General features: G+C 61.8%; 8 protein-coding genes. 5 read left to right on the plus strand and 3 right to left on the minus strand.

Annotated features, from left to right (window positions below; translation table 11 throughout):
* Positions 1-310 precede the first annotated feature (310 nt).
* The 3 genes from EPO09_RS05195 to EPO09_RS05205 form a co-directional block, all read right to left on the minus strand.
* The gene (locus EPO09_RS05195) at positions 311-1,456 is read right to left on the minus strand and encodes an acyl-CoA desaturase (protein WP_290640864.1); all 1,146 of its coding nucleotides are present in this window, start codon (positions 1,454-1,456) and stop codon (positions 311-313) included.
* Between the two features lie 104 nt (positions 1,457-1,560).
* The gene (locus EPO09_RS05200) at positions 1,561-2,712 is read right to left on the minus strand and encodes an acyl-CoA desaturase (protein ID WP_290640866.1); all 1,152 of its coding nucleotides are present in this window, start codon (positions 2,710-2,712) and stop codon (positions 1,561-1,563) included.
* A gap of 7 nt (positions 2,713-2,719) precedes the next feature.
* Positions 2,720-3,907 (minus strand): ferredoxin reductase, encoded by a 1,188-nt coding sequence (locus EPO09_RS05205; RefSeq protein WP_290640868.1) that lies wholly within the window; start codon positions 3,905-3,907, stop codon positions 2,720-2,722.
* 287 nt (positions 3,908-4,194) lie between these two features.
* Between EPO09_RS05205 and EPO09_RS05210 the strand changes: the two genes are divergently transcribed.
* From EPO09_RS05210 to EPO09_RS05230, 5 genes are all read left to right on the plus strand, one after another.
* Complete coding sequence (locus EPO09_RS05210; RefSeq protein WP_290640870.1) at positions 4,195-4,911, plus strand: transposase; 717 nt, start codon at positions 4,195-4,197, stop codon at positions 4,909-4,911.
* A gap of 256 nt (positions 4,912-5,167) precedes the next feature.
* On the plus strand, positions 5,168-9,847 hold the full coding sequence (locus EPO09_RS05215; RefSeq protein WP_290640878.1) for a glutamate synthase-related protein: 4,680 nt from the start codon (positions 5,168-5,170) through the stop codon (positions 9,845-9,847).
* A 21-nt stretch (positions 9,848-9,868) separates the two neighbouring features.
* Positions 9,869-11,332 (plus strand): glutamate synthase subunit beta, encoded by a 1,464-nt coding sequence (locus tag EPO09_RS05220; RefSeq protein WP_290640872.1) that lies wholly within the window; start codon positions 9,869-9,871, stop codon positions 11,330-11,332.
* A 137-nt stretch (positions 11,333-11,469) separates the two neighbouring features.
* Positions 11,470-12,297 (plus strand): ABC transporter ATP-binding protein, encoded by an 828-nt coding sequence (locus EPO09_RS05225; RefSeq protein WP_290640874.1) that lies wholly within the window; start codon positions 11,470-11,472, stop codon positions 12,295-12,297.
* On the plus strand, positions 12,297-12,793 hold a 497-nt coding region (locus tag EPO09_RS05230), incomplete at its 3' end, for an ABC transporter permease (protein ID WP_290640876.1). The genes EPO09_RS05225 and EPO09_RS05230, both read left to right, overlap by 1 nt.

A 12,793-nucleotide genomic window follows, 5' to 3' on the forward strand; every position in this document is an offset into this window, starting at 1 on the left:
CTGGGCGCCTTGTTGGCGCTGAGAAGCGCAGTGGGGAAGTGGGCACGCGCAGCGTGCTTCGTCATCTGACTCGCCGGAGCTGTTTGACCGGAGCGGCCATCAGGCCGCGCAGGGAGTTCTCCGGCGCCACCTCCTCGCGAGCATCGCAAGGGCGTCCCGCTTGCAAAGCGGGACCGCCAACAATGAAGCCCTGCCAGATACCGGCTCAGCCCCCGCCTCGCGTTGTTGCGTCAAATCGCAGCAGCCCCCGCATGAGCCAGTCCATCAACCAACCAGTCAGTCAGTCAAACAAACAAACAAACCCCGACGATCACACCGAATTCTTCAACACCGTCAACGTCCGCTCCCCTCCCGGGAAGCTATGCCGCACTATCCGCACAGCCACGGTTGCCAATTGAACAGGCAAGCTGCCCGTGTTGTAAGGTACCCCATACCGCTGGCACACATCCCGCACACGCGGTGCCACATCGGCATACCGCCGTGCCGGCATATCAGGATAGAGATGATGTTCGATCTGATGGCTCAGGTTGCCCGTCATGATGTGGAACAACTTGCCACCGCTGATATTGCTCGAACCCAGAATCTGCCGCAGATACCAATGCCCCTTGTGCTCACCCTCCACCAGCGCAGGATCAAAGGTGTGCACGCCCGCCGTGAAGTGGCCGCAGAAGATCACCACGAACGTCCACACATTGCGGATCACATTGGCCAGCACGTTGCCCAGCAGCACGGCCAGCAAACCCTTCATGAGCCCCGCGCCGCATACCAGCGACACCAGCCCGCCCAGCAAAGGCCACAGCACAAAGTCCTTCTTGATCTGCATCCACATCTTGGCCTTCACGTTGGGCCACAGCGTCTGGATGCGCAGCTTCGTGGCTTCACGGTTGGTGCGCAGCCGTTCGAACTCCATGTTGTGGATGGCAATCGCCCATTCGAACAACAAGGCCACCAGCACAGCGTAAGGCGCCTGCGTCAGGTAGCGTGGCTCCCATGGTGTCTCGGCAGACAGGCGCAACATGCCGTAGCCAAAGTCCCGATCCAGCTCCTGCACATTGGTGTAGTGATGGTGCATGTAGTTGTGGAAGTGCCGCCAGTCTTCCTTGCTGCAGGTGCTGTCCCACTCATGTGATTTACCATCGAAGCGCGGGTCGTTCATCCAGTCGTACTGACCGTGCATGACGTTGTGCCCGAACTCCATGTTCTGCAGGCATTTGGACAAGCCCAGCAGCACGGCGCCCAGCCAGAAGGTTGGCAGCCAAGGCGTGGTCAGCAACAATGCCCGGCCAGCAGCCTCGAACGAACGGATCACCCACAACAAGCGCGTGATGTAGCGCGCATCCTTCACGCCGACTTTGGCCATGGTCTCGCGACGGATGTCGTCGAGCTCACGCGCAAAGTCGTCCAGCGCCTGAGTGGTCTGAGGGCCAGGGCAGGTCTGACCGGTGATGCTTGTCATGAGATACCGATCAGCAATGGTGATGACGCAGGGAGACAGAGACCACCTTGCGGAAGCCTTCTGTCAGGTTTGTCAGATAGAAATGGCGGCTGGAACAGGCCCGCTCAAGCCCGCTCAGGCAGGATTGATTCCACCTCGATGTGCACGGCCTTCTGCGGGCCACCGGGCAGGCTGTAGCGCGCAATGCGCTTGAACACCGTGGCCATTTGCCAGGCGAAGTTGCCCGTGTTGTAGGGGATGCCGTACTTGGCGCACACCGCACGCACCTTGGGGGCCATCTCGATGTAGCGGTTGGCTGGGATGTCCGGGTAGAGATGGTGCTCGACCTGGTGCGACAGGTTGCCGCTCAGCAGGTGCATCAGCTTGCCGCCCGAGATGTTGCTCGAACCCAGGATCTGGCGCAGGTACCACTGGCCCTTGGTCTCGCCTTCGATCGACTCGCGGCTGAAGGTGTAGATGTCTTCCGTGAAGTGACCGCAGAAGATGATGGCCCAGGCCCACACATTGCGGATCAGGTTGCCCACCACATGGCCAGCCAGCACAGCCATCGCGGTGTCAACAGCATGGCCAAAGCACGCGCCCACAGCCAGGCCAACCAGCGGCCAGCCGATGTAGTCACGGCGAATCACCTTCCAGATCTTGGCGCGAACCAGCAGCCATTGCGGGCGCACGTCCGACCACTTCCGGCGGCCGATCACGACCTTGTCAATCTGCATGTCATGGATGGCCACGAACCATTCGAAGAACAGCGCCAGCAGGGCGGTCAGGGCCAGCTGGAAGGGGTGCAGCCAGCTCCAGCGCAGATCGGACGACAGGCGCAGCATGCCGTAGCCAAAGTCGCGGTCCTTGCCGATGACGTTGGTGTAGGTGTGGTGCACGAAGTTGTGCGCGTGGCGCCATTCTTCCTTGGGGCAGGTGTTGTCCCACTCGAAGGTGTCGCCATGAAAGCGCGGGTCATTCATGAAGTTGAACTGGCCGTGCATCACGTTGTGGCCCAACTCCATGTTGTCGATGATCTTGGCGATACCCAGGATGAAGGCGCCCAGCAGCCACGTAGGCGGGAACCAGCCGAACATCAACAGGCCGCGGCCCAGGATTTCGCAGGTGCGTACCGTGAGCAGGATGCCCTTGATGTAGCGGGCATCACGCTCGCCCAGTGTCTGGCGGTGTTCTGCACCGATGGCGTCGAGTTCCTTCTCGAAGGCTTGCAACTCTTCGAAGGTCTTGGGGCCAATTTGCATGGTCTTCGTATTCATGGCGCGATCAGTTCAAGGATTCAAGATCAAGGTCGCTCATGGCGCTGCTCACGCACAGGCGAATGGGCTGGCCTTCGCCGTCAATGCGCTCGCCTGAGGTCAGGTCACGCACCGAGCCATGGTTGAGGCGGCAGGTGCATTCGTGGCAGATGCCTTGACGGCAGCCGTGCTTGATGGACAGGCCGGCCGTCTCGCCGGCGATCAGCAGTGTCTGGTCGCCAGGGGCCTGGAAGGCTTGCGCCACGGCATCGCGCACGATGCGCACTTCGTGTCGTGCATGCGGATCGCCGCTGGGGCGGGCGGGTGCAAACGCTTCCAGATGCAAGCGCGCTGCGATGCCTGCGTCTTTCCAGTTGGCTGTGGCGGCTTCTTTCCACAAGGCACGTGCCGCATCCATCAAAGGGGCGGGGCCGCAGCAATAGGCAGGGATCTTCGTCCAGTTGGGCACGATGCGGCCCAGCAATTCGGCGTCCAGCACCTGCTGGGTAGCTGGCGTGGCGTTGGCGGTAGAAGGGCGGCCAGAGTTATCAGATGGCGTGTTGGCCACGCTGTCGATCGCCACGTACTGGAAGCCTGACCACGACGTGGCGAGCTTGTCCAACGCCTTGGCGAAGATGCGGTCATCGCGGCTGCGCGCGAAGTAGATCAAAGTGGCCTTGGTCTTGGGGAAGTGGCGTTGCAGGTGCTCCAGCATGGCCATGCTGGGCGTGATCCCGCTGCCGCCCGCCATGAACAGCACTTCGGCTGGCAAAGGTGAAGGAAGCGTGAATGTGCCGCCAGCCTGCTCGATCTCCAGGAACTGGCCCACGCGCACCTTCTCATTGAGATGGTTGGACACCAGGCCGCCCGGTTGACGCTGCACCGTGATGGCAAAACGGTTGGCATGACCTTCCACCGCGCGGGGCGAGTAGGCCCGGCGGTGCCGCACACCGTTGATGACCACACCGATCATCACGAACTGGCCAGGTTCCAGGCCCTTGAAGGCGGGCCCGGCTTGCAGCACCAGCGTGGTGGCGGTGCCTGTTTCCACCTGACGCGCGACGATGCGGGCTTGAAGGCGGTGCACGGTCAACAGGGGGTTGATCAGGCTGAGGGTGTCGTCAAAGGCCAGGGGGCTGATTCCCAGGTGGGAAAGCCAGCCCGACAGACGGGCCGCTGCCGCAGTGGGCAAAGGGACGGTGGAAGACTCAGCCATGTTTCTCTCTCTCCAGTACTGCCAATCTGACACGGCCTTCTTTTATGTATGAAGCCTGTGTAATGCAATTCGGTATCTCCAGGCTGAAGATTAGCGATCGTTGGGGGGACGTCACAACGGGGGAAGTCCTTGAAAGGGCTTGGCATCCCCGTGAATGAGGGGCGTTAAGGGGCGTGCGAGTGATGTGCATCAACATGTTTTCGGTCACAGCGATGGCCTTGTGAGTCGTTAACCTCATCCCGCGCCTGCAATAATTAGGGACACATCACTGTGGATGAGGAGACCCCATGGCACGACTTCCGCGTCTGGGTGTGGCCGGCTGGCCGCATCTGGTGGTTCAGCGCGTGCACGATGGCCAATTGCTGGCCCGTGACGAGCAGGACGGCCTGGCGATCCTGGAAACGCTGAAGGACGCCAGTCGGCAGCACGGCCTGTCCATCCATGCCTACTGCCTGGCACCAGATCACCTGCATCTGCTGGCCACACCATCGACCGATGAGGCTTTGAGCCTGGTCATGCAGGCCTTGGGCAGGCGCTATGTGGCGGCCTATAACCGCCGCCATGGGCGCCAGGGCGGCCTCTGGGCGGGGCGCTATCGGGCCACCGTGCTGGACCCGGCGCAGTACTTGCTTGATGCCATGGTCTTTGTGGAGTCGCATGCCTGGCGGGCCGGGCAGGTGAGCAGGGTGGAAGACGACCGCTGGAGCAGCGTGCGTCACCACCTGGGCATCAAGACCGATCCTTTGATCTCGGATCACGCCCTGTTCTGGGGCTTGGGCAACACCCCCTTCGAGCGCGATGCGGCCTGGCGCCGCCGGCTGGAGCTTGGTTTGGGCATGTCTCAGGTACAGAACATGGCGCAAGCCGTGCACAAGGGATGGGCTTTGATGCCAAACGACGTGGCCAGCAAGCTGGAGGCCTCGGCGGGGCGTCGGATGACACCTCGCCCACGTGGCCGCCCGCGCAAGCCTGCCTCCAGCATCGACAACGCCACAGATTTTTGATCTGTCCCTATTTGATTGCCGTGAAATCGTTCCCGCTTGCTTAAATGTGATCTGACCCTGATTATTAATTCTTGAAAACCCTCGGATTCGGGCGTATCCTTGCCGGTCCCTCGCGTTGTTTTTCCACACTAACTTCTGGAGCGCCCTCATGAGCCAGGCGACTTCGGGAACCTCGTTCCCCATCAAACCCGTGTCTGACGCTGCAACCACTTCCGTGGCTACCGCGCAAGAAATCAAGGCCGCAGCCGAACTGGGCATGTACGCCAACGCCGAGCACGACGCTTGCGGCGTCGGCTTCGTGGCTCACATCAAGGGCCAGAAGGCGCACAGCATCGTGCAACAGGGTCTGCAGATCCTGGAAAACATCGACCACCGTGGTGCCGTGGGTGCCGACCCGCTGATGGGCGACGGTGCCGGCCTGCTGATCCAGATCCCCGACGAGTTCTACCGTGCCGAAATGGCCAAGCAGGGCGTGGAGTTGCCTCCCCCTGGCGAGTACGGCGTCGGCATGATCTTCCTGCCCAAGGAAAGCGCTTCCCGCCAGGCTTGCGAGCAAGAGCTCGAGCGCGCCATCAAGGCCGAAGGCCAGGTGCTGCTGGGCTGGCGTGATGTGCCCGTGGATGCCGACATGCCCATGTCGCCCACCGTGCGCGAAAAAGAGCCTGTCATCCGCCAGGTCTTCGTTGGCCGTGGCCACGACATCCTGGTGCCCGATGCCCTGGAGCGCAAGCTCTATGTCATCCGCAAGACGGCGTCCACCAAGATCCAGAGCCTGAACCTGACCCACGGTTCCGAGTACTACGTGCCCAGCATGTCGTGCCGCACCATCATCTACAAGGGTCTGCTGCTGGCTGACCAGGTCGGCAAGTACTACAACGACCTCAAGGATGAGCGCGTGACCTCGGCCCTGGCCCTGGTGCACCAACGCTTCTCGACCAACACCTTCCCTGAATGGCCGCTGGCTCACCCTTACCGCATGGTCGCCCACAACGGCGAAATCAACACGGTCAAGGGCAACTTCAACTGGATGCGCGCCCGCGAAGGCGTGATGAAGTCGCCTGTGCTGGGCGATGACCTGAAGAAGCTGTACCCCATCAGCCTGGACGGCCAGTCCGACACGGCCACGTTCGACAACGCGCTCGAACTGCTGACCATGTCCGGCTACCCGCTGGCTCAAGCCGCCATGATGATGATCCCGGAAGCCTGGGAACAGCACACCACCATGGACGAGCGTCGTCGTGCTTTCTATGAGTACCACGCTGCCATGATGGAGCCATGGGACGGCCCCGCCGCCATGGTCTTCACCGACGGCCGCCAGATCGGCGCCACGCTGGACCGCAACGGTCTGCGTCCCGCTCGTTTCATCATCACCGATGACGACCTGGTCGTGCTGGCCTCCGAATCCGGCGTGCTGCCCATCCCCGAGAACAAGATCGTCAAGAAGTGGCGTCTGCAACCGGGCAAGATGTTCCTGATCGACTTCGAACAAGGTCGCATCATCGAAGACGAAGAGCTCAAGGCTCAGTACGCTTCGGCCAAGCCTTACCGCCAGTGGATCGAGAACGTCCGCATCAAGCTCGACACCATCGATGCCAAGGGCACTGCAGGTGAGTTCGGCGAATCGTTGCTGGACCGTCAACAGGCTTTCGGCTTCACACAAGAAGACCTGAAGTTCCTGATGGCCCCAATGGCCACCAACGGTGAAGAAGCCACCGGCTCCATGGGCAATGACTCGCCCCTGGCCGTGCTGTCCGACAAGAACAAGCCGCTGTACAACTACTTCAAGCAGTTGTTCGCCCAGGTGACGAACCCACCGATCGACCCGATCCGCGAAGCCGTGGTGATGTCGCTGGTGTCCTTCGTTGGTCCCAAGCCCAATCTGCTGGACATCAACGCGGTGAACCCGCCGATGCGCCTCGAGTTGTCCCAGCCTGTGCTGGACTTCGACGACATGGCCCGTCTGCGCAACATCGAAAAGCACACCGGCGGCAAGTTCAAGCCTTACGAGATCGACATCACCTATCCGGCCGCATGGGGCCACGAAGGTGTGGAAGCTCGCCTGGCCTCGCTGTGTGCTGAAGCCGTGGAAGCCATCCAGTCCGGTCACAACATCATGATCGTGACCGATCGCAAGATGGACCGCGCCAACATCGCCATCCCCGCGCTGCTGGCTCTGTCGGCGATCCACCATCACCTGGTCCGCAAGGGTCTGCGTACCTCGGCTGGCCTGGTTGTGGAAACCGGTACCGCCCGTGAAGTGCACCACTTCGCCGTGCTGGCTGGTTACGGTGCCGAAGCCGTTCACCCCTACCTGGCACTGGAAACCTTGACCGGCATGGCCAAGGATCTGCCTGGCGATCTGTCGGCTGACAAGGCGATCTACAACTACGTCAAGGCCATCGGCAAGGGTCTCTCGAAGATCATGTCGAAGATGGGCATCAGCACGTACATGTCGTACTGCGGCGCTCAGATCTTCGAAGCCATCGGCCTGAACAAGGAACTGATCGACAAGTACTTCCGTGGCACCCCCACGCAAGTCGGCGGCATCGGCGTGTTTGAAGTGGCTGAAGAAGCCATTCGCAACCACACGGCCGCTTTCGGTAACGACCCCGTGCTGGCCAACATGCTGGACGCTGGCGGTGAATACGCCTGGCGTACCCGCGGTGAAGAGCACATGTGGACGCCCGACGCGATCGCCAAGCTGCAGCACGCTACCCGTGCCGGCAAGTTCGACACGTACAAGGAATACGCCCAGATCATCAACGATCAAAGCAAGCGTCACCTGACCCTGCGCGGCCTGTTCGAGTTCAAGATCGATCCGACCAAGGCGATCCCGCTGGAAGAAGTCGAACCCGCATCTGAAATCGTCCGACGCTTTGCCACTGGCGCCATGTCGCTGGGCTCGATCTCGACCGAAGCCCACTCGACCCTGGCCCTGGCCATGAACCGCATCGGCGGCAAGTCGAACACCGGCGAAGGTGGCGAAGACGAGAACCGTTATCGCAACGAGCTCAAGGGCATCAAGATCGCTGCTGGCACCAAGGTGTCGGACGTGGTGGGTGCCTCGCGCATCGAAGCCGACTACGAGATGAAGGAAGGCGACAGCCTGCGCTCGAAGATCAAGCAAGTGGCTTCCGGCCGCTTTGGCGTGACGACCGAGTACCTGGTGTCGGCCGACCAGATCCAGATCAAGATGGCTCAGGGCGCCAAGCCCGGTGAAGGTGGTCAGTTGCCTGGTGGCAAGGTGTCCGACTACATCGGCAAGCTGCGTCACTCCGTGCCGGGCGTGGGTCTGATTTCGCCACCACCTCACCACGACATCTACTCGATCGAAGACCTGGCTCAGCTGATCCACGATCTGAAGAACGTCAACCCCAAGGCTGACATCTCCGTCAAGCTGGTGTCCGAAGTGGGCGTGGGTACTGTGGCAACCGGCGTGGCCAAGGCCAAGGCCGACCACATCGTGATCGCTGGTCACGACGGCGGTACGGGCGCGTCGCCCTGGTCCTCGATCAAGCACTGCGGCACGCCGTGGGAACTGGGTCTGGCTGAAACGCAGCAGACTCTGGTGCTGAACCGCCTGCGCGGTCGCGTTCGTGTGCAGACCGACGGTCAGCTCAAGACTGGCCGTGACGTGGTGATCGGTGGCCTGCTGGGCGCCGATGAATTCGGCTTCGCGACCGCACCGCTGGTCGTCGAGGGCTGCATCATGATGCGCAAGTGCCACCTGAACACCTGCCCGGTGGGCGTGGCCACGCAAGACCCCGTCCTGCGCAAGAAGTTCTCCGGCAAGCCTGAGCACGTCGTGAACTACTTCTTCTTCGTGGCCGAAGAAGCTCGTCAGATCATGGCTCAACTGGGCATCAAGAAGTTCGACGACCTGATCGGCCGCGCCGACCTGCTCGACATGCGCAAGGGCGTGGAGCACTGGAAGGCTCAAGGCCTGGACTTCAGCCGCGTCTTCGCGCTGCCCCCAGTGCCTGCTGACGTGCCCCGTCTGCACGTGGACACGCAAGATCACGGCTTGGACAAGGCGCTGGACGTGCGCCTCATCGAGAAGGCCCAGCCCGCCATCCAGCGTGGCGAGAAGGTCCAGTTCATGGAAGAGGCTCGCAACGTCAACCGCACCGTCGGCGCCATGCTGTCGGGCGAGCTGATCAAGCACCATCCGGACGGCCTGCCTGACCAGACCGTGTTCATCCAGATGGAAGGCACGGGCGGCCAGTCCTTCGGCGCCTTCCTGGCCAAGGGCATCACCCTGTACCTGATCGGTGAAGCCAACGACTACACCGGCAAGGGTCTGTCGGGTGGTCGCGTGGTGGTGCGTCCGAGCATCGACTTCCGTGGCAACGCCACCGACAACATCATCGTCGGCAACACCGTGCTGTACGGTGCCACCGAAGGTGAAGCCTTCTTCCGCGGTGTGGGCGGCGAGCGCTTTGGCGTGCGTCTGTCCGGTGCCACGGCAGTTGTTGAAGGCACGGGCGACCACGGTTGCGAATACATGACCGGTGGTACGGTCGTGGTGCTGGGCAAGACTGGCCGCAACTTCGCTGCCGGTATGTCCGGTGGCATGGCCTACGTCTACGACGAAGACGGCCAGTTCGCCAAGCGCGTCAACACCGCCCAGGTCTCCCTGGAGAAGGTGCTGCCTGCCGCCGAGCAAGCCGATGCTGGTATCCCGATGCACAAGGGTGTTGCTGACGAAGCCGCGCTCAAGAAGCTCATCGAAGACCACCACCGCTGGACCGGTTCGCTGCGTGCCCGCGAGATCCTGGACAACTGGTCGATTGCCATGGCCAAGTTCGTCAAGGTGTTCCCGCATGAGTACCGCCGCGCGCTGACCGAAATGGGCGCCAAGCAAGAAGCAACCGCCACCATCGCCAAGGCAAAGAGCGATGACGGCAAGTCGAAGTCCGGCAAGGCCAAGGCCTGAACCGACGTGGAGTGAATTGAAATGGGAAAAGTCACTGGCTTTCTGGAATTCGAGCGTCTGGAAGAGGGCTACGAGCCCGTTGAAAAGCGCGTCAAGAACTACAAGGAATTCGTCATTGGTCTGAAGCCTGAAGAGGCCAAGATCCAGGGCGCACGTTGCATGGACTGCGGCACACCGTTTTGCAACAACGGCTGCCCGGTCAACAACATCATTCCGGACTTCAACGATCTGGTTTACCGCAACGACTGGAAGAATGCGATCGAGGTGCTGCACTCGACCAACAACTTCCCCGACTTCACCGGTCGTGTCTGCCCGGCACCTTGTGAAGCCGCTTGCGTGCTGAACATCAACAACGACGCCGTCGGCATCAAGTCGATCGAACACTCGATCGTTGACCGCGCCTGGGCTGAAGGCTGGATCAAGCCTCAGCCTGCTGCTGTCAAGACCGGCAAGAAGATTGCTGTCGTGGGCTCCGGCCCTGCCGGCATGGCCGCGGCTCAGCAACTGGCTCGCGCCGGTCACGCTGTCACTGTGTTCGAGAAGAACGACACCATCGGTGGCTTGCTGCGTTTCGGCATCCCCGACTTCAAGTTCGACAAGTCGCACATCGACAAGCGCGTCAAGCAGATGGAAGCAGAAGGCGTGGTCTTCAAGACCAACACCATCGTCGGCGAGATGCCCAAGGGCTCCAAGGTCACCAACTGGGCCAAGGACACCGTCACCCCCGAGCAACTCAACAAGGAGTTCGATGCGGTGATCCTGGCTGGTGGCGCCGAGCAATCGCGTGACCTGCCTGTGCCCGGTCGCGATCTGGCTGGCATCCACTTCGCGATGGAGTTCCTGCCTCAGCAGAACCGCATCAACGCTGGCGGCAAGGTCAAGGACCAGATCATGGCCACGGGCAATAACGTGATCGTGATCGGCGGCGGCGACACCGGTTCTGACTGCGTGGGCACCTCCAACCGCCACGGCGCCAAGAGCGTGATCCAGTTCGAGCTGATGCCTCAGCCTCCCGAGCAGGAAAACAAGGAACTGACCTGGCCTTACTGGCCGATCAAGATGCGCACTTCTTCGAGCCACGAAGAAGGTTGCGATCGCGAGTTCGCCATCGCCACGAAGGAATTCATGGGCGAAAACGGCAAGGTCACCGCTGTGAAGACCGTGCGCGTCGAGTTCAAGGACGGCAAGTTCAACGAAGTGGCCGGTTCCGAGCAAATCCTGAAGGCAGACCTGGTGCTGTTGGCCATGGGCTTCACCAACCCGGTGGAAACCATGCTGACGGGCTTCGGCGTCGACAAGGATGCCCGCGGCAACGCCAAGGCTTCGACCGATGCTGGCGGCTATCGCACCAACGTGGCCAAGGTTTTCGCTGCTGGCGACGTGCGCCGTGGTCAATCGCTGGTGGTCTGGGCCATCCGCGAAGGCCGCCAGGCTGCCCGTGAGGTGGATGCATTCCTGATGGGCTCGACCACGCTGCCCCGATAAACACCGTTTATTGGCCTTTCGCCTGTTGTGCTCACCCATCGGAGGGACCGGCAGACGGAGCGTGAATACCCTATCATCGGAGGGGCCGGCGCTATGCCGGCCCTTTTTCTTTTCTGCTCCACCACCAGTGTCCCCAGATGTCTGAACCAGACGTGTCCACACCGTTGCCCGTGAATGCCGTCGAGTTGCGCGCCGTGACTTGCGGCTATGGCGATCGGGTCATCCTGGAGAACATTGATCTGGTCGTGCCTCGCGGCAGCGTGGTCGCCCTCATGGGTACCTCGGGTGGCGGCAAGACCACCGTGTTGCGCCTGATCGGTGGGCAGATCAAAGCCAAGGCCGGGCAGGTGCTGGTCAATGGGCAGGATGTGGCCAAGCTGGACGCCGATGGCCTGATGGCCGCGCGTCGTCGCATGGGCATGCTGTTCCAGTTCGGCGCTCTGTTCACCGATCTGACCGTGTTCGAGAACGTGGCCTTCCCGTTGCGCGAGCACACCAATCTGCCCGAATCCATCCTGCGCGATCTGGTCCTGATGAAGCTCAATGCCGTGGGCCTGCGTGGCGCACGCGATCTGATGCCCAGCGAGGTATCGGGCGGCATGTCGCGCCGTGTGGCGCTGGCTCGTGCCATGGCGCTGGACCCCGAGTTGATGCTGTATGACGAGCCCTTCGCGGGGCTGGATCCCATCTCCATGGGCATTGCCGCACGCCTGATTCGTGAGCTCAACGACACAATGGGCCTGACCAGCATCGTGGTCTCGCATGACGTGGAGGAGACCTTCCTGATCGCCGATCACATCGTGCTGCTGGCCAATGGCCGCATCGTGGCGCAGGGTACGCCCGGCGAGATGCGCGCCAGCGAAGATCCGCTGGTCAAGCAGTTCGTGCATGCCGCGCCTGATGGTCCGGTTCGTTTCCATTACCCTGCGGCTGAGGCAGGTCAAGATTTCGGGGTGCGCGGATGATCAACTGGCTCAACCCGGCCTATGTCGGGCGTGCAACGCGCTCCAAGCTGGCTGACATGGGCTATGGCGCCCGGTTGTTCCTGCGCCTGTTGACCACGCTGGGTGCCACCTTGCGCCGCCCGCGTCTGCTGTCCGAGCAAATCTTCTTCCTGGGCAATTACTCGCTGGCCATCATCCTGGTGTCCGGGCTGTTCGTGGGCTTCGTGCTGGGCTTGCAGGGTTACTACATCCTGCAGCGCTATGGTTCCAGCGAGGCGCTGGGTCTGATGGTGGCGCTCTCCCTCGTGCGTGAACTGGGCCCTGTGGTGGCCGCCTTGCTGTTTGCCGGTCGTGCTGGTACGGCCTTGACTGCCGGCATTGGCTTGATGAAAGCCGGTGAGCAACTGGCCGCGATGGAAATGATGGCCGTGGACCCGATTCAGCGCGTGCTGGCGCCTCGTTTCTGGGGTGGCGTGATCGCGATGCCCCTGCTGGGCGCCGTGTTCTCAGCTGTCGG

It is taken from the genome of Aquabacterium sp. (assembly GCF_004297345.1).
Taxonomy (GTDB): domain Bacteria; phylum Pseudomonadota; class Gammaproteobacteria; order Burkholderiales; family Burkholderiaceae_C; genus Aquabacterium.

Excerpts from the sequence above, each read along its gene's own strand:
- EPO09_RS05215 (WP_290640878.1), top strand. The coding sequence starts at position 5,168 with ATGTACGCCAACGCCGAGCACGACGCTTGCGGCGTCGGCTTCGTGGCT.
- EPO09_RS05200 (WP_290640866.1), bottom strand. The coding sequence starts at position 2,712 with ATGAATACGAAGACCATGCAAATTGGCCCCAAGACCTTCGAAGAGTTG.
- EPO09_RS05195 (WP_290640864.1), bottom strand. The coding sequence starts at position 1,456 with ATGACAAGCATCACCGGTCAGACCTGCCCTGGCCCTCAGACCACTCAG.
- EPO09_RS05220 (WP_290640872.1), top strand. The coding sequence starts at position 9,869 with ATGGGAAAAGTCACTGGCTTTCTGGAATTCGAGCGTCTGGAAGAGGGC.
- EPO09_RS05205 (WP_290640868.1), bottom strand. The coding sequence starts at position 3,907 with ATGGCTGAGTCTTCCACCGTCCCTTTGCCCACTGCGGCAGCGGCCCGT.
- EPO09_RS05210 (WP_290640870.1), top strand. The coding sequence starts at position 4,195 with ATGGCACGACTTCCGCGTCTGGGTGTGGCCGGCTGGCCGCATCTGGTG.
- EPO09_RS05225 (WP_290640874.1), top strand. The coding sequence starts at position 11,470 with ATGTCTGAACCAGACGTGTCCACACCGTTGCCCGTGAATGCCGTCGAG.